Here is a 21,185-nt window from a genome sequence, read left to right on the forward strand (position 1 = left end):
ATTAGTCCATTTCAACGATGGTAGAGCATCCCATACCGCCGCCGATGCAAAGTGTTGCAAGACCTTTCTTAGCTCCCCTGTCTTTCATTGCATGAAGCAGAGTAACCAAGATACGGCATCCTGAAGCTCCAACCGGATGTCCGATGGCAATCGCTCCGCCGTTTACATTTAATTTGCTTAAGTCGAATCCTAAGTCTTTTCCTACTGCTACAGACTGAGCTGCAAATGCTTCATTTGCTTCGATCAGGTCGAAGTCATCAATGCTCATTCCTGTTCTTTCCATAACTTTTCTTGTAGAAGCAACTGGTCCGATACCCATGATCTTAGGATCTACACCGCCGAGTGCTCCGGCAACCCATGTAGCCATCGGGGTAACGCCTAATTCTTTTGCTTTTTCTTCACTCATAACTACAACTGCTGCTGCACCGTCATTGATTCCTGAAGAGTTAGCAGCTGTCACCATTCCGCCCTGTTTGAACGCTGGTCTTAATCCTGAGATTCCTTCTGCTGTTGTTCCCGGACGAGGACCTTCATCTTTGTTTACGATAATGGTTTCTTTTTTCTTTTTTACTTCTACCGGTACGATCTCTTCGTCGAATTTTCCGGCTTCCTGAGCTGCAACTGCCTTCTGCTGGCTCGCTGCTGCAAACTCATCTAATTCTTCACGGGTAAGTCCCCACTGGTCACAGATGTTCTCTGCTGTCATACCCATGTGGTAGTCATTAAATGCACACCATAATGCATCATTAACCATAGCATCTTTTAATACGCCGTTGTTCATACGGTATCCGAAACGTGCCTGATCTAATACATATGGAGCCATTGACATGTTCTCACATCCGCCTGCTACGACAACGTCAGCGTCACCGCTTCTGATCATGTCTGCAGCCATGTTTACCGCCTTCAGTCCGGAACCGCACACAACGTTGATCGTTGTTGCCGGAACTTCGATCGGAAGACCTGCCTTGATGGATGCCTGACGAGCAACATTCTGTCCTAAACCAGCCTGGATAACACATCCCATGTATACTTCATCTACCTGCTCTGGCTTAACATTCGCTCTGTTCAGCGCTTCTTTGATAACGATTGATCCTAAGTCAGCAGCCGGAGTTGTGCTCAATGCTCCGCCCATCTTACCTACTGCTGTTCGACAAGCACTTGCAATAACTACTTTTCTTGACATATCAATTCCTCCATAATAATTCTGTGTTATATAGTGTTTGGCAGTTTCCCGCCGATATGTTAATAGTATCACAATCACTTTTTCATTTCAATTACTAATTTTTTTCAGGCTTTAATCCAGGCTTCATATCATCTTAAAAACTGCGTATTTAAGCCATTTGTTTTAGTCTTTTGTATACAGTATAGATTGTACTTTTTTAAATACATCCATATGTTCGTTTTTTTATTTAGAAAAATTTCATATATTTTTAGACATTGTATCCCTTAAAATCAACATAAAATCGTCACAAAATTAACAATATACACTGTTTTCATGATGAAGGCTTATCATAAGCATCTGTGCCTGTCTCTTTTTCCTTCATTTTTTATCTTAAAAGAGGCAGGCTACCGGTTAATTTATTCACCATCTTTTTGGGTCCGCACAGGGCAATCCCGAGATAATCGAGCTGTTCCTCTGCCGTCTGTAACATTTTTTCAATAAACTCACTGTAAATCATACAGCCCTGAGCCAGATCAGAGAAGTCTGCCGCGATAAGTTCTTTAAACTCGGGCAGATTTACTTTATACCTCAATTCTTTTAAAATTTCACGGCTGCCTTTCAGGACAGGCACAGGAAAAGTTATGATTCCCGGATGCCTGAGGAATAAAAGATTTGACCGGGGTACCTTTTTAACACCCCGGTCAAATCTTTTATCGTTATCCCTCTATTGAAATGTATTCCTCTGCCGGAACTTCTTTTCTTTCCTCGGCCTTTGGAAATCTCAGCACCAGTTCGCCGTTGTCAAACTTCGCCTTGATATCCTCCTGTTTCAGTTCTTTTCCGACATAGAAGCTTCTGCTGCACTGTCCGGAGTAACGCTCTTTCCGGATATAGTTGCCCTCTTTGTCTTTCTCATCTTTTGCTTCGTTCTTTGCCGCACTGATGGTCAGATAACCGTCTTTCAGCTGGGCGGAAATATCCTCCTTGCTGAAACCAGGAAGTTCCATACTTAATTCATATCCGTCTTCTGTATCTTTGATATCTGTCTTCATGCCGCGTTCAAAATCTCCAAAGCCAAAACGGTCAGCAGGAAATGCATTTTTAAACGCCCGGTCCATCCATCCGTCAAAAACATTTTCTCCAAAAATACTTGGCATCAACATAAGTCATTCCTCCTATTCTATCTCCTGTACGGGAATACCCGCACTGTTATATGTTGTTTATTTGTTCTATGTGTAATATAACAATTATCTTTCAATATGTCAACTCCTCCAATAAAAGTTCACAGTTTTTTCACAAAACAATCATTCAGAAAAAGGCTCGGGAGCCTGTTTGCTCCTGAGCCTTTAAATCACATATAGTATTTGTCGAAGAAGTTTCCCACCAACGGAAGGAAACATCCAGAGGCAGTTTTTTATCACTATTGTAGGAACACATTTCAAAGCGTGACGGAAATAGTAATAAAAAACTCAATTATCTGTCCTGCATACTGATGGAGTCGATCGCGACACTTCCGCCCCGCACCACCTCAATACTGGAAAACCTTTTCTTAAAAACTTTTAATATAGAGTTGTTCTTCGCTTCTGTCCGTACAGATTCGATCAAAATACTGTCTTTCCCCATATCCTTCACACGAAATTTGAATACCTGCGCCATCTGAAACACTTCATTTCTGTCCTTCTGGGTACAGCCTTTCACCTTGATAAACATGATCTCTTTCATGCGGATAGACATGTTTGTGTAATCCATGACTTTGATAACTTCCACGCTGCGGTTCAGCTGTTTTTTAATCTGCTCAAAGGTGGCGTCATCGCTTTCTACGCTTATCGTCATTCTGGACACCGTCTCATCTTCTGTCGTTCCCACCGTGAGACTCTGCAGATTGTAGGATTTTCCTGAGAACAGACCCGCAATCCTCGCCAGCACTCCCACACGGTTTTCAACATATAAGGATAACCATCTTTTTTCCATAGAAAAACCTCCTATCGATCCATAATCATTTCGTTGATGGAACCGCCTGTCTTCATCATCGGGAATACCAGCTGCTCACTGTCAATAATGAATTCTATCAATGTCGGTCCGTCGGTCTTTTCTTTTGCCTTCTCAAATGCTGCATCAATCTCTTCCGGCTTGGTCACACGGATACCCTGAGCTCCGTAGCTTTCCGCAAGTTTCACAAAATCCGGTGTATACGGAGGGCACGGATGGTTCTCCGGCGTACAGTTACCTTTGCAGCTCTTTCTATATTTCAGACATGTACTTGCGAACCTTCTATTATAGAAGAGATCCTGCCATTGTCTCACCATGCCCAGATATCCGTTGTTAAAAATACAGAATACCACAGGAAGCTCCTGCACTACTGCCGTCGCCATCTCCTGGATGTTCATCTGGGCTCCGCCGTCTCCGCTGATGCATACCACTTCCCTTCCGGGATTTCCGATACATGCACCCAAAGCCGCCGGGAATCCGTAGCCCATAGTGCCCAGACCTCCCGAGGTGAGCAGCTGGCGATTTCCGTGGAGCTCCACATACTGTGTCGCCCACATCTGATTCTGCCCTACATCTGTGACAACGATCGGTTCTTTGAAATCTTTATTGATGGCCTCTATGATCATCTGAGGAGTCAGATTTCCTTTGGCACCCTCCATCTTGATCGGATGGGATTTCTGCCAGCTCTCCATCATAGAGATCCAGCGCTCCACATTAAGAGCCGGTTCTTTCTGTGCCAGTTCCAGAATATCTAAAATGGCTTCCTTTGCATCTGCAACGATTGGGATATCCACGGTTACATTTTTAGAAATGGCCGCCGTGTCGATATCAATATGTATGATCTTTGCCTTGGACGCAAACGTACCAAGTTTTCCTGTGATCCGGTCATTGAATCTCGTTCCGATGGAAAACAGGACATCACAGTTGGCAATGGCTTCATTTGCAGCAAAATTTCCGTGCATGCCGATGTTGCCAAAATAGAGCGGATGGTCTGTAGGCAGTACTCCGCGACCCATAATCGTGGACACCACAGGTACCTTCAGTATTTCCGCAAGCTTTGTCATCTCTTTGTGGGCTCCGGCAATCTTTGTTCCTCCACCGATAAGAAACAGCGGCTTCTTGGACTTATGAAGAGCTTTCATGGCTCTCATCACCTGTCCGTGGTGTACTTTCGTATTCGGTTTATATCCTCTGATATTGACGCTGTCCGGATACTCCTCGCTGCCGAAGGTGCCCATCACATCCTTTGGAAGATCGATCAGCACCGGCCCCGGTTTTCCGGTCCTTGCGATATAAAAAGCTTCTTTGATGATACGGCCCAGATCTGCCCTGTTCCTGACAACGATCACAAATTTGGCGACATTCCTTGTCACTCCCACGATATCTACTTCCTGGAACGTGTCATTTCCGATCAGCGGAAGCGCCACCTGTCCGGTGAAGCACACAAGCGGTACACTGTCATAATTCGCCGTGGCGATTCCCGTCACCAGATTAGTCGCACCGGGGCCGCTGGTAGCAAGACAGACGCCCACTTTTCCGGTAGCCCTGGCATACCCGTCTGCCGCATGGATCAGTCCCTGTTCATGTCTCGGAAGGATCACGTCGATCGTGTCATCTTTGTATAACTCGTCAAAAATATCAATGACGCAGGCCCCCGGATACCCAAAGACGGTATCTACGCCTTCTTCTTTTAATGCCTTTACCAAAAGCTGGTTTCCTGTAATTTTTCCCATATGCTGTCCTCCCTTAATTTTGTTCCAGTTCCTCTAATGCATATTTTACTTCCTCCTGAGCTTCTTGTTTAAAGTCCTCTACCTTATCCTGATCGATTTCAGGAAGCTCTTTTATGGATTCCACTCCAAAACAGCGCAAGAATTCTTCCGTCGTTCTGAATAATATCGGTCGTCCGACAGCGTCTAAACGCCCGGCCTCCCGGATTAAGTTATACTCTAATAACTTATTTACCGGATGGTCGCATTTGACCCCTCGGATGGCTTCTATCTCTTGTTTTGTCACCGGCTGCTTATATGCGATGATAGATAATGTTTCCATCATGACATCGGTAAGCTTCGGTTTTTTCGGCTGGTTTACAATTTTAATTAATTGATCATAGTATTCCGGCCTGGTACACAGCTGGTAAGAACCGTCCAGCTCAAGGAGCCTGATCCCGCTGTCTTTTCTGTTGTATTTTCTTTTTAACTGATCAATTAAGTAAAAAAATAAATCCTCCGGGATATCCAGAGCCGTCATCAGCTGTTTCTTCGAGACGCTCTCTCCCATGGAGAATAAAATTGCCTCAATCATTGCCTGCTTCTGTCTCATGCCTCTCTAACACCTCAATCATTATTTCCTGTCCGATCTTTTCCTGGACAGCCCGTATCTTTCCAACCTTCATCAGTTCCAGAATTGAAAGAAACGTGACCACAACCTGTTCTTTGGTCATCTGTCCTTCCAGCAGCTGTCTGAACGACAAGCGTCTCCTGGAAGATATCAGATATTCCACTTCTTCCATCTTATCTTCCAGCCGGACTTCCTCCTGTTTGATCTCTCCAAACTTACTCCTGATGGGATCGATCTTATCTTCCCTCTTGCGCATGACAAATTGAAAAATCCTGTTCAGGTCTTCCATAGTGACATCCCTGCTGATCTCCCGGACGTCAACCGGACGGCGGTATCTGAGCACCTCTTCCGGAACGGCCCGTTCTTTAAAGAATGTCTTCTCCGCCTCGTACTCCCTCGCTTTCAGTTCTCTGGACGCGTACTTATATATTTTGTACTCCAGAAGTCTTAAAACCAATTCCTCCCTTGGATCTCCTTCCTCCTCATCATCTTCTTTGGCCGGAAGAAGCATTTTGGCTTTGATCCTGAGCAGTGTCGCCGCCATCACAAGAAAATCACTCATCACATCCAGGTCTTCCTCCTCCATCTCACGGATATAGGCGAGGTATTGCTCTGTGATCTCAGAAATGGGGATATCATAGATATCCACTTTGTTTTTCTCAATCAAATGGAGCAAAAGATCCAAAGGCCCCTCATAAACATTTAATTTTATATCAATCGCTGCCATACTCAATGTCCTACTTTTTCTTTAATGTAATACACGATACCTCAGGCTTGTTAAACAGCCTGATCTTAATGGAATGGTTGCCCAGTCCGCGGCTTAATATCATGATCGATGTGCCGATCTGGTATTCTCCCGCATCATACTTTGGAAACAGCTGAAACTGAGGAGATATCACGCCTCCTACCTTCGGAAGCCTGACCATGCCTCCGTGAAAATGTCCTGACAAGACCAGATCACACCCCCACTTGGAATACTGTCTGAAGTAGTTTGGATTGTGGGCCAGGAGCACCTGAAAAAATTCCGGATCTGCATCTCCGAGCGTATCGGTCATTTCCTCCGACGAAGGCGGTGCAGGATGGAACTTGCGGTACTGTTTTTCTTCCATATCAAAAGCTGTCAGGCAGATGGCAGAAATTCCGCTGTCTACCATGATACTTTCATTGGACAGATGAACGACTCCGCATTCTTTGAGCTGGTGGACATATTCTTTATAGGCCACTCCGTAAACTTCTTCATTTCTTTTGAGCCTCAGTTCATGGTTCCCGTCCGCATAATAGATACGGTATCTCCGGGAGAGTTCTCTCATCAGATCCAGCGCGACTTCATAAGACGAGTCCACCCTGCTCACGAGCATATCCCCGCCCACAAAAACGGCATCCGGGCTGCATCCGTCAATCATGTCAATCAATGCCTTATTCTGGTAGTCAAATTCGTTGCAGTGCAGATCCGTCAGGAACACGATTTTATAGCCGTCAAATTCCTCCGGCAGTTTTGCAGAAACAACCGTATATTCTTCCAACGACAGGTTTTGATTTTCATTCATACTCGCAAAACATACAGCCGTCCCCAATATTACGGCCGCAGTTAAAATTATAAACAACATACTCTCTCACTTTCCCGTTATTTGGAAGTCCCATATCCATAAAGGCCATTCCCGTACCTTTCTTGACAGTCCGGGTATACCTTTCCCTATTTTACTAAATAATTTGAAAAAAAACAAGAGGGACGGATGCCTCACCCGGGCTTCCGTCCCCCATTGTCCATTGTTATGAAAAATAATATTTATTCTGTAATAGAAATTGTGCTTCCAACTTTTAATGTCGGCACATCTGTTTTCTCTACACAGATGCTTCCCGGAAGGCATTCTCCGCTTCCGTTGAATGAGTATGTCACGTGTCCCAAGTTGTTCAGGTTTTCTCTGGCAACATCTCCAACCATGGTAATCTTGTATTCCTGTCCGTCGATCACGAGCTTATTGCCCGGTTTGATCTCTCCCTGAACCGGAGTCACCTCTACGGAATAGCAGAAATCTTTTAAAGTATCCGGAGCGTTGTCCCCAAATGTTACGAAGATTCCCTCTCCAACAAATGCTTCTACCTGATCTCCCATTCCTTTGATCGTTGTCTGATAAATCATGTTCTTCTTCCTTTCCTGCTAAAGCTGAATTATTTGTATAATCCAATACTTGCTACGAATGCTACGAGCACACGCGGCACACCTATTATGAACCTTGAGTATAGCACAGAAGGCACACCGACTTCAACTGTTTCCGGATCTGCTTCCGCAAGTCCCAGGCCTACCGGGATGAAGTCACAGGCACACTGTGTGTTGATGGCAAACAGTGCCGGCAGTGCAAGTCCAGGTGCAATGTTTCCTTTTCCGATTTCCACACCGATCAGAGTACCGATGATCTGAGCAATAACGGCTCCAGGTCCTAACAGACAGGACAGGAACGGGATAGAACAGATCAGTCCAAGGATCACAAGTCCCACGATATTTCCGCAAAGTGGCTTTAACATCTGTGCAAACCAGTTACCGAAACCGGAGCCCTGGATAATACCGATCAGCAGTGACACGAACCCCATGAACGGGAGAATCGTATGTAATACGGTGTTTACGGATTCTTTCGCAGCCGCGTTGAATGTCGCTACGACTTTACCTGCACCCATACCGATCTTCTGGATGAAGCTGGATTTTTTTCCGCCGTTTCCGCCCATCTGCTCTGAAACTTTCTTGTCTGCACTGTATTTGAATTCTCTCTCTTCTGTCTTAGGCGCCTCTGATCTGATCGGAGCCGCAGACCCGTCTGCTGCGCTGATCTGGTTCATGCCGACACCGGAAACATAGATGTCTTCTGTGATGTACTTCGCCATCGGTCCGGATTTTCCAACCGGGTTTACATTGATGGTAGGAATTCTTTTCTGAGGGTAAATACCGCAGCGAAGAGTTCCTCCGCAGTCGATGATTACAAGGAAAATTTCCTTTTCCGGCACGGTTGTCTTAAATCCGTTTACTGCACGGCATCCGGTAAGGTCTACGATCTTCTGAACGATATCAGGTTCTGCTCCTCCTCCGGTGATGAATAATAAAACGTCTTTTCCTTCTTCTGGTTTTACGGTTAAAGGTCCGCCGAATCCGCCGCTTCCTTTTTCAATTTTAATTGCTCTGTATTCTGCCATGATGAATCCTCCTTTTCTCTCTTTATTGATCCTCTAACTTAATCTCGTTGCTCAGTTCGATTCCCTGCTGTTTCATAACGATCTTTGTCGTAAAGTCTGTTACCCATCCGGCAAAGAAGTTCATGACAAGACCGACTAACAGGTACCTCAGTGCAAGGTCTGTTTCGTTTAAACCGAGTTTCTGGATTCCAGCCGCAATTCCCATGTAGATGAAGATTTCACCCGGATTGATATGAGGGAAAATACCGCTGTTTGTATGGCAGTGATAAGCTGCTGAAGCATAGTAGCTTGGTTTCTGGCGTTCCGGCAGGAATTTACCCATGGAAAGCGCCATAGGGTTACCTAACATGAAGGCTGCGATAAATGGCAGCACCCCGTAAGCCAAAATAACATTTTTAGAGCACACTTTCGCAAATTTGTTGATCCTGTCCTGTCCGACCAGTGCGATGATGGTATTCATTAAAATAAGTAACAGTAATACCTTCGGTACAATTCCTGATACCCAGCCGATAAAAGTCTGGGCCCCAGTGTCAAATAATCCCATAAATCCTGACGCAAATTTTACAATAACGTTCATATATATTTCTCCTTCCTATTTACAGGCTTTTCTGGATTTGCCGAGAAGCATGTCCGCAATTCTCGTCAAGAGTCCCGGCGTCTCCACTACTTCGCCTCCGTCCATGATCGTGTTGTAGTTGGAGGCTGCATTCAAAACGGATCTTCTCAAAGAATATTCCATGCCTTTGCAGTCTTCTTTCGTAATCAGTCCCACATTCTTTCCGTTGAAATCATCAAACTTTTTAAATCGTGCAAAGATTGTAAATCCCCGCATGAAACATCCTTCTTTGATCATGCCACGCTTATCAATTGCAAACATCACCATAGCTCCGGCATGAAAACCGCCTTTGCTTTTTCCAATCGCCACTCTTCCGATCTTTCTCAATCTTCCGTAGTGGACGTTAAAGCCCTTCATCTGAACCATTGAAAACAGAAACTGCAGTATAAATGCCGTCAGCAGCGCACCTGCAATCAATAAATAGTATGACATACGCATCCTCCTTAACTTTATTTAAAAATATTGTTCTCTTCCACAAAATATAGAAGTAATTCCCTGTAAGTCTTCATCTGCCGAAGCTTCTTCACCACGTCCGGATCATGGGCGATCGCCAGCATATTGTCATAGAGCTGGATCAGCACGGAATCATTTTTCATTTCTTCCGGGATGGCCAGCAAAAACACCAGCTGAACCTCGTCCTCCCCTTTTGCCTTCTCTTTTTCCGGAAATACACCGAAGGCAAGGGTCAGCTTTTGCAGTTTATTCGTCGTATGAGGAAAAGCAATATTTTTTTCAAATATCATTGTCGATTCCTGTTCCCGAATGCGGAGTCTCTCCTCAAAGCCGTCGTCCACAAGTCCCTGTTTAAACAGCTCTTCGGTCATCATGTCCACATTCTCTTCGTAGCCAAGATCCGGCCTAAGCACAAAGAACCGTTCCTCGTCCAGCATGTTTAGAAACACTGAATCAATTCCCCGGCGGATCGGTATTCCCATCTCCGCCATGTTTTTTACACTTTCCACTTTGCTTTTCAGCAGATTCTTGTCGAACACCTCATCAATGTCGATGATCGGTGTCGGCCCTTTTGTCTTTAAATTTGTTGTCGTAATAATCAAGTCGTAGGAATCTTCTTTTTCCGCTTCAAAATCTCCATTGAAATAGTAATCGATGACCGGTTCCACCTCAAAAATATTTTTCAGCTGGCTGGCGATCAGTCTTCCGATAATCTTTCCTGACCCGCATACAATGGCAATTCTGTACTGCTTTTGTTCCGGCGCCTGTTCTAAAAGAAACACGCCGAAATACATCGCCAGAAATCCCAGCTCGTCCTTCGTCACCTCGACTCCGGTCCTCGTCTCGATGACATCTTTGGCAATGCCGGCCATCGTGTAGGCAACGGAGTATTCATCTTTTACTTCTTCCACCAGGGCATTCCGGATATGAAATCCATATTTCAGCCGGTTGATCATGAAAAATACATGATAGACAAAATCGTCAAACAGTTCATTTACGATCACTGTGACACCGATTTCATCCTGGATACGGTCTAAAATCTCAATGATCAGATCCGCCGCCTCCTCTGAAATCTGGATATAATTCTCTATCCCCTCGGTGTTTACCGGAGTCCTCATCCCTGCGATCGGCAGGCAGAGGAAAATCCTTTCCGGCTTCGGTATTTTGAATGGAACAGCCTCTTCCACTTTGTCCGCAAATTCGTCCGCAATCTCGTATACTTTGCTGTCATAAAGCTCCAGATACCTGTGGTCCAGAGACTCAATCGTATGTCCGTTCCCAAGGCGGTCGACCATGACTACAAAAGCCCTGAAAAATTGTCCGAATCCCAAAGCATCCAGAGAATATTCTGTCTGCATATCGTACAAAAGCTGCCTTAACTGGCTGCCCAGCGGATAGTTCAGATAAATCTGCTCATAGACATTTTCCAGGAGAAACAGGCGAATCTTAATCTCTTCCCCGCAAAGGGAGAGCCCTGTGTTTGCCTTTCCTTCCACTGTCAGATCATACTTTTTTATCTGTTCCCGGATACGGTTTAAATCTCCGACGGTAGTCGTTCTCCCTACCTTCATCTCCTCCGACAGGTCATCGATCAGATATGGCTTTTTGGCATCCATCAGCTGCCAGAAAATATACGCCATCCTTGTCTGAGGGGAATTAAAATATTCTTCCTGTTCGTATATCTTGTCTCGGATCTCCTCATAACCCTTCTGATCGAATACAATAAGCTTATACTGTCCTTTTTTATTGCTGATGACTGCATATCCGCCCATCAGGCAGTTCAGCTCTTTTACATCGTTCCGCACAGTCTTTGTGGAAACGCTGAGCTTTGCCGCAATGCGGTCTACGTCGGAGGAATCCTGTACCTCCACGTTCCTTAACAGAGCAGCCATTCTGTTTTCATCATTAAAAAGTTTCATAAGCTTACCTAATACCACCTTTTCTCCGTATGCAGATTAACCTCTTGTCTTTCCGCCGGCTACATTGATGGTCACACCGTGTACATAAGAAGATCTTTTGCTTGCCAGATATACACACATGTCTGCCACTTCGGAAAGCTTTCCGGATCTTCCGAGCGGTGTTGTTGACGTCTTGCTGTAGCCCGCTCTTAAGTCATCCACTGTGATCCCTCTTGTGTACGCCAGCGCTGATTCATACGCCAGTGTCCTTAATCCCGTCGCTTCCATGATGCCTGGTGCCACGCCTACTACGCGCACTCCCTGTTTACCCAACTCTTTTGCCCAGCTTCTGGTCAGGGAATTCACTGCGTTCTTTGTCGCCGCGTACACGCTCTGTCCCTCGGACCCTTCCAGTCCGCTCTCTGAAGACATGTTGATGATGACTCCCTCTCCCTTTTCCACAAGAAGTCTTCCGACCGCCTGTGCACAGAAGAACACTCCCTTTAAGTTGACGCTGCATACTTTATCCCATACTGCTTCGTCCAGTTCATACTGTCCTTTCGGCTCTTTCGGGTCTACCAGGAGTCTCGGGATATTGATCCCCGCGTTGTTTACCAGTACATCCACGGTTCCGAATGTATCCACCACTTCTTTTACCATGGCATCCACATCTTTTGCACTGGTCACGTCTGTCTTCACGTAATGGAACCTGCCGGCTGCAGTGTCAAACTCCGGCGCTTCCGGCGCCATGTCAGAAACAACCACATTGCATCCCACGTTTAAAAATTCCTGGGCAACTGCTTTCCCGATTCCGGATGCTCCGCCGGTCACGATGACTGTTTTGCCTTCAAGGCCCAACCATGATTCGCTCATAAATAATCCTCCTAACATGTGACTTGTTTACTTGATGGTCTCATTATAAAGTCAAAGAGGAAGAAATTTAATTCTGTCTTTTTCCATGCCGATGAAAAGAAGTGTCTTATTTATAAAATAAGCGAAAATTATACTTTATATATTATTCAGATTTGTTTATAAAATATTTATACCCAAAGTATTTTATTATAACTTATGAAAAAATCATAATCTACTTTTTTTGTTCACTTTCACTCAAAAGTATCGCTCCGCCAACCGGGTCAGGCTGGTAAGAAAATTCATTTTCTCCACACTTTCTATGGCTTTCACCGGTTTTTTCAAGAGAATTTCATCTCCTCTTTTATAAATGATATAGCCGAGCACCTGGCCCTTTTTCACCGGAGCTTTTACCTGTCCGATGCGGATCTGTTTCTTTACATCACTTTTGCTGCCCTTCACCAAAACGATTTTGGCAGGAATATCCCTGCTGTAAGAGACCGTCTCTTTCTTGCCCTTTGTCACGGTGATCTTTCCGATGTCCTTCGCCCTCGTGTGGTCCTCCATCACCTGACAGTGAGAAAATCCATAGTCCAGCAAAGCACTTGCATCCTTCACCCTTGTTTTGGAATCGTCACTTGCCATGACAACGGCGATCAGATTGACTCCGTTTCTCGTAGCCGTGGCACTCAGACAGAATTTTGCGGTACTGGTACTTCCTGTCTTCAGGCCGGTACATCCATTATACTGCTTTAACAGTTTATTTGTATTGCTGAGACCGAATTCCTTAGTTCCCTTTTTCGTCTCATGGGTAAATTTGTCCATCCATATTTTCGTATATTTAAAGATATCCGGGTGTTTTGTCGTCAGTTCTCTTGACATCAAGGCAATATCATAGGCTGAAGTCTCATGTCCTTTGATATCCAGACCACAGCTGTTTTTAAATGTGGTATTTTTCATGCCAAGCTGCTTCGCCTTTTCATTCATCCGCTTTACAAAAGCGCCCTCGCTTCCTGCGATATGTTCCGCCATGGATACAACCGCATCGTTGGCGCTGGAGATCACGATACATTTAAGCATCGTGTCCACTGTCTGGCTTTCTCCAGGCTCTAAGAACACCTGGGACCCTCCCATGGAAGCCGCGTGCTCGCTGACTGTCACTTTATCTGAATACTTAAGATTTCCTTTGTCCAGTTCTTCAAAGATCAGAAGAAGAGACATGACTTTTGTCACACTGGCCGGAGGCAGTTTCATGTCTTTGTCTTTTTGATACAGTATGGTACCGCTCCCCGCCTCCATCACAACTGCAGATTTTGCAGTCAGGTCAAGTCCTTCTCCGTCCTGAGCCACTGTAAGCAATGTTTCCGGTTCTGTGGCACGCACCACTGTTCCGGATGAAATGCATAACAGTAAAGAAAGAATAAAAATTGCTGCTTTTTTCATAAAATAAACCTTTCACCTCTTATGTTACAGTTTAATAAGGAACAAGCCGATTTATTACAAAAAAACCGCAGAAGACATAGAAATAATGTCCTCTGCGGGAATACAGTTTTGGATCTTTGCAGAAATGTGGTCTTACTTTTTTAAATATTTCTTGTTTTTCTCGTAAGCAGCCTTATGAATCTTTTGAACGTCATCGGATAACTTACTGGACTTTAACCTTCCTGGTTTTGCATTTTTTGTATCGGCTTCTACTTTTCCAAGGGTTATTCCAAGAATTAAATATTCATTATCCGTTGTTGATTTTCTAACATACAAAAAATACTGTCCTCCTTCTTGCATCATAGAATAATCGTTGATACGATACAGGGTGTTGTCATCATGGTCATAAACCTCGCTCTCCAATACAGAAATTAGTTCATTTTGTTCTATGGTTTCCTTAGATTCATTTTTAATTACATTGAGCACTTTTACAGAAGATAATGTCCCCACAGGGATTTTAGCATTTTCCATATTTCCAAATTCCGATTTAATTTCTTTTTTCTTCTGTACCAAAAGTATGATTGGACTTGCTTCTTCAAGTTGTCCAAGTGTTTGATATCCATCTGTTTTCGCTTCGCTACAAATTAATCTAGGGTCCTTCTCTGAAATCTGGTAAACATCTTGTTTCTCTGTTTCTTCTGTTGATGAGTTTTCCTCTTTTTTAGTACAACTACATACAGATAAAATTATAATTCCTAACATTACTATCATTATTTTCTTTTTCATTGTATATGCCCTCCTCAATAAATTTTGCTGATTCCTTTTTTATCGTCACCCAAAGGGTACGCTTTATTATTAAATCCTAATGCTCGCATAACCGCCTTTTTATCATTTGTAGTTTGAGTATGGGCCAGTCCCAGTTGATGGCCAAACTCATGGACAACCGTTTCCTTCTTTTTTGTCTCTGACAGCTTACTAAATCCTTTAAAAAATCCTATCGTTCTTGTACTGCCACTTTTAGTCGCCGATGCATAGGCAGTTGTATCTTTGTTTAAGTAGGAAATCAACACCCTTTGTCCAGCCGGGATGTTAGAGACAGATTTTTTAATCTTTATCTTACTGGTATATTGCCAAGTCGAAATACCGCTGGACATGACAGAGGAGTATTTGCTTGCCGACTTGTCTATATTATATTCTATCTTTTTTGGATTTGAAAACTTCCAGCCTGAAATTAGTTTATAGGCTTTCACCTGTTGCCCAAAACAAAAAATACTGAGTAGAAATACAAATATCATATTAAACACTACAATTTTTCTCATATGACTTCTCCTTTCATAAAACCCATAATATAGTTATATTTGGTTTGATTATAATAACAGTTATACAAAATTAAATCAATGCTTTTATTTAAATCTTATTGTAATATTAATAATATATTCACATTATTCACCATATATTAACTCCTGTTATAGTTATGTATAAATATTCCTCATAACAAAAAGAACCATAGATGGATTCCCATCTACAGTTCCTTTTCATCTTCTTTGCCGTATTCCCCATTGATTTTTAGATTTTAATTTCTTGTATTCTTCGTATGCTTCCTTTAAAATCTCTTTTTCATTCGGGAACTTTAACAAGTGGTAGGCTTCGTGAAATTTGTAGTACCCAGAGTCAACGAAAAACTCTTCTTTCTGCGGCTTTGAATGATACCCTTCTGCCTCCATCAAATACCAGTGAACGCTTTTTACGATCTGCTCATGGAAAGAGTAAAAGGAATACTCGCTCTTTCCGACATATTTGATAATACGGGCATTGGCATCTGTCTCTTCTTTTACTTCACGCAAAGCGGTTTGTTCATGCGTTTCCCCTTTTTCAACTGTACCTTTCGGAAGTACCCAGCCGTCATATCTGTTCTTGTAACTTTTGTACAACAGCAATATCTTCCCTCTGTAAATTACGACACCTCCACAGCTTGTTGCCTCTGTCATCGCGGCCTCCAATCATCCTGCCTCAACGCTATTTTGGGTCTCTCTAGAAATTATTATAACGTTAATGGATATGCATTTCAACATTGGATTTTGCTTTCCCTTTACTTACCTGAAATAAGCGTCAAAGACATTTTTTGCAATCGGAGCTGCCACGCGGCCTCCGGATCCGCCGCCTTCCACGATCACGCTTACGACGATCTTTCTGCCGTTATGCTCCGCACAGCCGATAAACCATGCGTGGGAATCCTTATCATCGTTATACTCCGCAGAACCGGTTTTTCCATAGACTTTATATCTTGAAGAGTAGGCTGATGTACCTGTTCCGTTTGTCACAACTTTCCTGAGCATTTTCCTGAGTTTTTTACACTCCGCGGCGCTGAGCGGGCTGGCGATCTCTTTCGTCTTCGTCTCTTTGATCACCCCTCCGTTTACATTTTTCACCTTGTCCACAAGGTATGGTTCCATCATGACTCCGTCATTGACGATGGTGCTCATGACTGCCGCATTCTGAAGCGGCGTAATCAGTGTGCTTCCCTGTCCTATTGCGATCTGGGGAACCTGGCTGTCTTTGGAACTGCCGTCAAATGTAAACCGGCTGGATACCGCCGCCAGATTAATCGGAATTCTGGAGTTAAACATCATATCCTCTGCGAGGGAAGCAAATTTACCTTTATTCAGCTGGGAAGCCATATGGACAAAAGCAGTATTGCACGATTTTTCCACTGCTCCTTCCAGATCTACAGTTCCATGGGCAGTTCCCCCATAACAGCGGATTTTTACATTATTGATGGTCGTATATCCGGTGCAGTGGTAGGTAAAGTTTTTATAATCTTTGTGTTCCCTCATAAACTCCAGGGCAGTGATCACCTTAAAGGTAGACCCCGGAGGATACAGTCCCTGTGTCGCCCTGTTGATCAAAAGTGCATCTTCATCCGTATTCAGTTCTTTCCAGTTTTCCTTTACCAGAGCCGGACGGAAATCCGGTTTTGAAACCATGGCGATCACTTTTCCGGTTTCAGGGTCCATGGCCACCACCGCTCCTTTTTCACCGCTCAGCGCATCATACGCTGCCTTCTGTACCCTTGTATCCAGCGTAGTATAAACATTATCCCCGATGCTCTTTTCTCCTTTCAGATTACTCTCAATCTGGGATAAAAGATTTGCATTGGATTTCAGCAGATCAAAATTACATTTGGATTCCAGGCCGGACTTTCCTTTGGCATTATATCCCACCACATGGGCGAACATCCGTCCATACGGATAATCCCTTGTCTCGCTGTCTCCGTCGCTGACGGTCTGGGCCAAGACTTTTCCGTTCGCACTGATGATTTTTCCTCTCACCACATATTTCTCTAATTCCTGAAGCCTTAAATTGTGGGAATCGGTGATCACATTCCGGCTGTCTCTGACGACAAAGTGTATGATATAACCGATCAGCACAAGGAACAATCCGACAAAGATATATGTAATCTGAAGGATCTGTCTATTTGCGTGCTTTTTCTTTCTTCCCGCGCTTCGTCCTGTTTTTAGAGAAGGAGATTTCTTTGGTATCTCCGTTTCCGCTTTCTTTCTGCGTTTGAATAAGCTCATTTTCTTCTTCCTCACTATTTGCTAACATGTGCAGTCCCTGAATGACACTTAAAATAATCAAAGTACTCAGCACCGATGTTCCTCCGTAGCTTACGAGAGGGATGGTAACACCTGTGGACGGTATGAACTTGGTCACCCCGCCGATACTTAAAAATACCTGAAAAATAAAACAAACACCAAAGCCCAGACAAAGCAGCTTGTTGAACAGTGTACGGCTTCTGGTGGAAATGTCCATAAACAAGATAAAACAGCTGATCAGTACGAAGATCAGACAGATCCCGAAGATCACACCGAATTCCTCGCTGATCACGGAAAAAATAAAATCTGATTCCCGGACCGGGATATCAAACGGTCTTCCCTGGGTAAGGCCCATCCCGAACCAGCCGCCGGTGCCGATGGCAAATAGAGACTGGCATACCTGTGCACCTCTCCCCTCGATCATGGAAAACGGGTCCTGCCAGACAGCTACCCGGACCTGTACATGGGAGAACAAATGATACGCGATCACTGCCGCAAATGCTCCTGCCCCTAATCCGCCCAGCAGATAGCTCGGCTTGGCAGTCGCAACATACAGCATCATCAGATAGATCATAAAATAGAGGAGCGCTCCTCCCAAATCCTTTTCCACCACAAGCACCAGAACATAGAGGCCTGCGATAACCGTGATCTTGACAAGATCTCTGAATTCTTTTGCTTTGCTCAGCATGGCCGCAGCAAAAAACACGAAGATGATCTTGACAAATTCGGACGGCTGGAATGCCAGACTTCCGAACTGAACCCAGTTATAAGCACCGTTTTTCATAACTCCGAAAACAAATACGGAGGAAAGCAGCGCAAAGCCGCCGATGGCATAGACCCATCCCAGCTTATTCCAGAATGACAGTTTATGCATCATCAGGGGGATCAGTCCTGTGACGAGCACCCCGATGGCTACGATGGCAAATTGCTTCATTGCCAGTTCAAAAGAAAGCCTTGTGAGGATCACAAATCCTGTTCCCAAAAGGAAACACATATTGTTGATCAGAAGCCTGGATGACCTCTTATAAATTTTCGGATATAAGATCATGACGATTTCAAAAAACACGATCTGTGCCGCAAAAAATATTAGAACTTTCAATTCCAGTGTCTTTAAAAACAAGACCAGATTGCACAGAAACAAAAATATAAACATATAAATGACCTGATTGTCAAGCAGTGCCTCCTGCCGTTTTTTATTTTTCGGCCGGAACATAGTAAAACAAGAAAATGTATAGACCAGACACATGATCAGTATCAGGTATTTTGCAGCCACTGCAATGATTTGAATCATATTACCACCTATAATATTCCTCTCTTAAAGTGTCCTTTTGTATAATTTGGGAATGGAAGTTCAGCCGTCTTTCCCTCCAGTATTTCACAGATAGCCCGGTAGACTGCAAAAGCTTCCTCTCCTGTCTCTTTCGTGAAATGAAGGCGCAGATTCTGGGGAGCCAGCCTGCAGACTTTTCGGATCTCAGATCCAAGCCACAGAGGCTCTCCATTGTAGATTTCATTAAAACATCCTTTACATTGATTTTTGACATAAAAATCTTTTCCATACCGGTCTTTTAATGTCATCCATGAGCTCTGCCGGTCACATCCTATACTGTTTTTTCTCTGGCACTGCGCCGAAACCATGAGGGGCAGATGTCCGTAAAACAGAAAATCTGCATCTGTACAGGTCAGGTCCTGCAGTTCGTCAAAATTTAGTTCTGCGGGCATTGTCATGCGGATATCCTGTCCATATATCTGTTTCAGCGTCCGGTATGCCTCCCTGTTGTAACAATAGACCATATAATCGGCCAGTACATTCTTCCTGCATTGTTTTTCTCTGAGCCATATGAGTTCTTCTAAACTGCGGACACAGATTTCATCCACATCCGGACCGGACAACAGATCCCAGGACTGTTCCAAGAGCCGAAGCTCCGGTTCTCTCACGACCTGAGGCAGCATGACCGTGACCTGCTTTCCTGCCCTCCTGCACTGTGATAAAATCTCCGGTTCCTCCGCTGCTTCATAAAAGGACAGATAGATCTTTTCTGCCCTGTCCCATGTTAGAACCTCAGGAAGCAGGGACCGGTCTTCCAGAGAAATGCACAAGGCAGGCGTCCCATTCCCCTGTATTTCTGCTCTAACCTGCAAAGCAGGCATCGAATATGCTGCTGATCTCCTGCGGCTTTTTTTCAGAATCTCCTCTGTAAGTTTTTCAAAGGCATCTCTTCTCAGCTGTTTCAATGCCGCTACCGGGAGAAAGATATCACCATGGATTTCTGCCTCAAGCTCTGTAAAGGTAAAATCACTCTCTCCGGTTTTGGTTATCTGCTTTATGATGTCCTCTTTGGAGAGGGGGTGTTTCCTGGCCGGTTCTGCCGCGGCGCCCGAAACCTCCACTTCCAATTCTCCTGAAGTTATCAAAAGTTTAGCATACTTTCCAGGAGAAATTATAATTTTTCCCTTAATATTTTCTTTCGATTTCTGTTTCAGATTCTCTGCCGCCCTGTCCTTTAAGGACTGGTTCTTCGTCCGGAATATATGCATACCCGGTTTCAAATGTTTCAGCTTCTGTCCGTTTAAGAGTACTTTGTCCCCCTTTTTTCGGGAAGCCGGACAAGTAAGCTCCACTTTTTCTCCTCTTTCCAGAGATATCTCCAGCACATCTCCTTTTCCCAGATCCTCGGCTGCATGAAAAATAATATGCCGGCCCTGAACAGACTGGATTTTCCCAACGAAAATTCCCTGATGGTTCGGCCTGTATAATGACATCATGTCCCTGCCGTTATGCTTTTTATAATAGCCGGACGTAAATCCGCCCCTGTTAAAAAGCTCCAGAAGTTCCTTCTCATCTTTTTCATCCACCTGATACGGCTGTCCGCTTTCATAGAGATCCACATATTTTCTGTAAATCCTCGTGACAGTTCCCACATACTCCGGCTGTTTCATCCTGCCCTCGATCTTCAGCGAGTCCACGCCGTGTTCGATCAATTCAGGCAGTTCCCTGATCGTACAGAGATCTTTTGGACTGAGCAGATAATTCTGTCCTCTGTGGTTTAACTTTGTGCCGTTCTCATACAGATCAAAGGGCAGACGGCAGGTGCCGGCACACCTCCCCCGGTTGCCGCTCCTGCCTCCCAGCATACTGCTCATCAGGCATTGTCCGGAATAACAATAACAAAGGGCTCCATGGACAAAGCACTCCATATCCAGCCCTGTATCTTTTTTTATCTTTTGTATTTCTGTAAGCGAAAGCTCTCTGGCAGGGACGACTCTGCTTCCTCCCAGCTCTTTTACTATTCTTGCCCCATGGATTCCGGTCACGGTCATCTGCGTGCTGGCGTGGATCTCCATGCCGGGAAAACAGCGGCGGATCACACTCACGGCTCCTAAATCCTGAACAATAACTGCATCCAGTCCTCTCTCATAATAAGGTTCTAAAAACCCTGCAAGTCCCGAAATCTCCTCCTGCTTCATCAGGGTATTGACTGCCAGATAGACCTTCCGCCCAAAAAGATGAGCGTAGTCTATAGCCCACGGCAGCTGTTCCTGATCAAAATTATTTGCGTAAGCTCTCGCCCCATAGCGGCTCCCACCCAGATAGACGGCGTCGGCTCCGTTTAAGATGGCAGCCTTCAGGCTCTCGGGAGAGCCAGCGGGGGCCAGTACTTCTGTTGACTTCATAT

Annotated in this window: 21 protein-coding genes; all 21 read right to left on the reverse strand. The window is 44.5% G+C overall.

The window, feature by feature from the left end; translation table 11 throughout:
- Position 1: 1 nt before the first annotated feature.
- A complete protein-coding gene (locus QGT46_RS13165) occupies positions 2–1,183 on the reverse strand; it encodes an acetyl-CoA C-acetyltransferase (RefSeq protein WP_024727114.1) in 1,182 nt (393 codons plus the stop codon).
- A 364-nt stretch (positions 1,184–1,547) separates the two neighbouring features.
- Complete coding sequence (locus QGT46_RS13170) at positions 1,548–1,808, reverse strand: DUF2000 domain-containing protein (RefSeq protein ID WP_081723803.1); 261 nt, start codon at positions 1,806–1,808, stop codon at positions 1,548–1,550.
- 70 nt (positions 1,809–1,878) lie between these two features.
- Positions 1,879–2,325 (reverse strand): Hsp20/alpha crystallin family protein, encoded by a 447-nt coding sequence (locus QGT46_RS13175; protein WP_024727112.1) that lies wholly within the window; start codon positions 2,323–2,325, stop codon positions 1,879–1,881.
- A 310-nt stretch (positions 2,326–2,635) separates the two neighbouring features.
- Positions 2,636–3,133 carry an acetolactate synthase small subunit gene (ilvN, locus tag QGT46_RS13180; RefSeq protein WP_006565772.1) on the reverse strand — a complete coding sequence of 166 codons (498 nt, stop codon included), beginning with the start codon at positions 3,131–3,133 and terminating at the stop codon, positions 2,636–2,638.
- Between the two features lie 11 nt (positions 3,134–3,144).
- A complete protein-coding gene (ilvB, locus tag QGT46_RS13185) occupies positions 3,145–4,884 on the reverse strand; it encodes a biosynthetic-type acetolactate synthase large subunit (protein ID WP_148459978.1) in 1,740 nt (579 codons plus the stop codon).
- 13 nt (positions 4,885–4,897) lie between these two features.
- Positions 4,898–5,473 carry an SMC-Scp complex subunit ScpB gene (scpB, locus tag QGT46_RS13190; RefSeq protein WP_024727110.1) on the reverse strand — a complete coding sequence of 192 codons (576 nt, stop codon included), beginning with the start codon at positions 5,471–5,473 and terminating at the stop codon, positions 4,898–4,900.
- A complete protein-coding gene (locus QGT46_RS13195; RefSeq protein ID WP_148459977.1) occupies positions 5,448–6,218 on the reverse strand; it encodes a segregation and condensation protein A in 771 nt (256 codons plus the stop codon). The genes scpB and QGT46_RS13195 overlap by 26 nt, the downstream gene beginning before the upstream one ends.
- Positions 6,219–6,228: 10 nt before the next feature.
- A complete protein-coding gene (locus tag QGT46_RS13200) occupies positions 6,229–7,098 on the reverse strand; it encodes a metallophosphoesterase (protein WP_024727108.1) in 870 nt (289 codons plus the stop codon).
- 179 nt (positions 7,099–7,277) lie between these two features.
- Positions 7,278–7,631 carry a PTS glucitol/sorbitol transporter subunit IIA gene (locus QGT46_RS13205; RefSeq protein ID WP_024727107.1) on the reverse strand — a complete coding sequence of 118 codons (354 nt, stop codon included), beginning with the start codon at positions 7,629–7,631 and terminating at the stop codon, positions 7,278–7,280.
- A gap of 29 nt (positions 7,632–7,660) precedes the next feature.
- Positions 7,661–8,674 (reverse strand): PTS glucitol/sorbitol transporter subunit IIB, encoded by a 1,014-nt coding sequence (gene srlE, locus QGT46_RS13210; RefSeq protein ID WP_006565779.1) that lies wholly within the window; start codon positions 8,672–8,674, stop codon positions 7,661–7,663.
- Between the two features lie 22 nt (positions 8,675–8,696).
- Positions 8,697–9,251, reverse strand: a complete 555-nt coding sequence (gene srlA, locus QGT46_RS13215; RefSeq protein ID WP_009290547.1) for a PTS glucitol/sorbitol transporter subunit IIC — start codon at positions 9,249–9,251, stop codon at positions 8,697–8,699.
- A gap of 15 nt (positions 9,252–9,266) precedes the next feature.
- Entirely contained in the window at positions 9,267–9,722 is a 456-nt protein-coding gene (locus tag QGT46_RS13220; protein WP_024727106.1) for a transcriptional regulator GutM, read from the reverse strand.
- Between the two features lie 17 nt (positions 9,723–9,739).
- The gene (locus QGT46_RS13225; RefSeq protein WP_024727105.1) at positions 9,740–11,662 is read right to left on the reverse strand and encodes a BglG family transcription antiterminator; all 1,923 of its coding nucleotides are present in this window, start codon (positions 11,660–11,662) and stop codon (positions 9,740–9,742) included.
- A gap of 36 nt (positions 11,663–11,698) precedes the next feature.
- Positions 11,699–12,514: an SDR family oxidoreductase gene (locus tag QGT46_RS13230; protein ID WP_024727104.1), complete on the reverse strand. Its 816-nt coding sequence runs from the start codon at positions 12,512–12,514 to the stop codon at positions 11,699–11,701.
- Positions 12,515–12,748: 234 nt separating this feature from the next.
- Entirely contained in the window at positions 12,749–13,933 is a 1,185-nt protein-coding gene (locus QGT46_RS13235; RefSeq protein WP_148460340.1) for a D-alanyl-D-alanine carboxypeptidase family protein, read from the reverse strand.
- 132 nt (positions 13,934–14,065) lie between these two features.
- Positions 14,066–14,698: a hypothetical protein gene (locus QGT46_RS13240; RefSeq protein ID WP_148460339.1), complete on the reverse strand. Its 633-nt coding sequence runs from the start codon at positions 14,696–14,698 to the stop codon at positions 14,066–14,068.
- A 14-nt stretch (positions 14,699–14,712) separates the two neighbouring features.
- Positions 14,713–15,231, reverse strand: coding sequence for a matrixin family metalloprotease (locus QGT46_RS13245; protein ID WP_148460338.1), 519 nt, complete (start codon positions 15,229–15,231; stop codon positions 14,713–14,715).
- Between the two features lie 216 nt (positions 15,232–15,447).
- The gene (locus QGT46_RS13250) at positions 15,448–15,900 is read right to left on the reverse strand and encodes an NUDIX hydrolase (RefSeq protein WP_006565785.1); all 453 of its coding nucleotides are present in this window, start codon (positions 15,898–15,900) and stop codon (positions 15,448–15,450) included.
- A gap of 105 nt (positions 15,901–16,005) precedes the next feature.
- A complete protein-coding gene (locus tag QGT46_RS13255; protein ID WP_024727102.1) occupies positions 16,006–17,490 on the reverse strand; it encodes a peptidoglycan D,D-transpeptidase FtsI family protein in 1,485 nt (494 codons plus the stop codon).
- Positions 17,384–18,799: an FtsW/RodA/SpoVE family cell cycle protein gene (locus QGT46_RS13260; RefSeq protein ID WP_024727101.1), complete on the reverse strand. Its 1,416-nt coding sequence runs from the start codon at positions 18,797–18,799 to the stop codon at positions 17,384–17,386. Before QGT46_RS13260 ends, QGT46_RS13255 begins: the two co-directional genes overlap by 107 nt.
- Before the next feature lie 8 nt (positions 18,800–18,807).
- Positions 18,808–21,183 (reverse strand): peptidase U32 family protein, encoded by a 2,376-nt coding sequence (locus QGT46_RS13265; RefSeq protein ID WP_148460337.1) that lies wholly within the window; start codon positions 21,181–21,183, stop codon positions 18,808–18,810.
- Positions 21,184–21,185 lie beyond the last annotated feature (2 nt).

This window comes from Anaerostipes faecis, assembly GCF_910574135.1.
GTDB classification, from domain to species: domain Bacteria; phylum Bacillota; class Clostridia; order Lachnospirales; family Lachnospiraceae; genus Anaerostipes; species Anaerostipes hominis.

Coding starts and splice junctions, on each gene's coding strand:
- QGT46_RS13240 (WP_148460339.1), bottom strand. CDS start 14,698: ATGAAAAAGAAAATAATGATAGTAATGTTAGGAATTATAATTTTATCT.
- ilvB (WP_148459978.1), bottom strand. CDS start 4,884: ATGGGAAAAATTACAGGAAACCAGCTTTTGGTAAAGGCATTAAAAGAA.
- QGT46_RS13165 (WP_024727114.1), bottom strand. CDS start 1,183: ATGTCAAGAAAAGTAGTTATTGCAAGTGCTTGTCGAACAGCAGTAGGT.
- QGT46_RS13175 (WP_024727112.1), bottom strand. CDS start 2,325: ATGTTGATGCCAAGTATTTTTGGAGAAAATGTTTTTGACGGATGGATG.
- QGT46_RS13245 (WP_148460338.1), bottom strand. CDS start 15,231: ATGAGAAAAATTGTAGTGTTTAATATGATATTTGTATTTCTACTCAGT.
- QGT46_RS13200 (WP_024727108.1), bottom strand. CDS start 7,098: ATGTTGTTTATAATTTTAACTGCGGCCGTAATATTGGGGACGGCTGTA.
- QGT46_RS13230 (WP_024727104.1), bottom strand. CDS start 12,514: ATGAGCGAATCATGGTTGGGCCTTGAAGGCAAAACAGTCATCGTGACC.
- ilvN (WP_006565772.1), bottom strand. CDS start 3,133: ATGGAAAAAAGATGGTTATCCTTATATGTTGAAAACCGTGTGGGAGTG.
- QGT46_RS13225 (WP_024727105.1), bottom strand. CDS start 11,662: ATGAAACTTTTTAATGATGAAAACAGAATGGCTGCTCTGTTAAGGAAC.
- srlA (WP_009290547.1), bottom strand. CDS start 9,251: ATGAACGTTATTGTAAAATTTGCGTCAGGATTTATGGGATTATTTGAC.
- QGT46_RS13205 (WP_024727107.1), bottom strand. CDS start 7,631: ATGATTTATCAGACAACGATCAAAGGAATGGGAGATCAGGTAGAAGCA.
- scpB (WP_024727110.1), bottom strand. CDS start 5,473: ATGAGACAGAAGCAGGCAATGATTGAGGCAATTTTATTCTCCATGGGA.
- QGT46_RS13265 (WP_148460337.1), bottom strand. CDS start 21,183: ATGAAGTCAACAGAAGTACTGGCCCCCGCTGGCTCTCCCGAGAGCCTG.
- QGT46_RS13195 (WP_148459977.1), bottom strand. CDS start 6,218: ATGGCAGCGATTGATATAAAATTAAATGTTTATGAGGGGCCTTTGGAT.
- QGT46_RS13255 (WP_024727102.1), bottom strand. CDS start 17,490: ATGAGCTTATTCAAACGCAGAAAGAAAGCGGAAACGGAGATACCAAAG.
- QGT46_RS13260 (WP_024727101.1), bottom strand. CDS start 18,799: ATGATTCAAATCATTGCAGTGGCTGCAAAATACCTGATACTGATCATG.
- QGT46_RS13220 (WP_024727106.1), bottom strand. CDS start 9,722: ATGTCATACTATTTATTGATTGCAGGTGCGCTGCTGACGGCATTTATA.
- QGT46_RS13250 (WP_006565785.1), bottom strand. CDS start 15,900: ATGACAGAGGCAACAAGCTGTGGAGGTGTCGTAATTTACAGAGGGAAG.
- srlE (WP_006565779.1), bottom strand. CDS start 8,674: ATGGCAGAATACAGAGCAATTAAAATTGAAAAAGGAAGCGGCGGATTC.
- QGT46_RS13235 (WP_148460340.1), bottom strand. CDS start 13,933: ATGAAAAAAGCAGCAATTTTTATTCTTTCTTTACTGTTATGCATTTCA.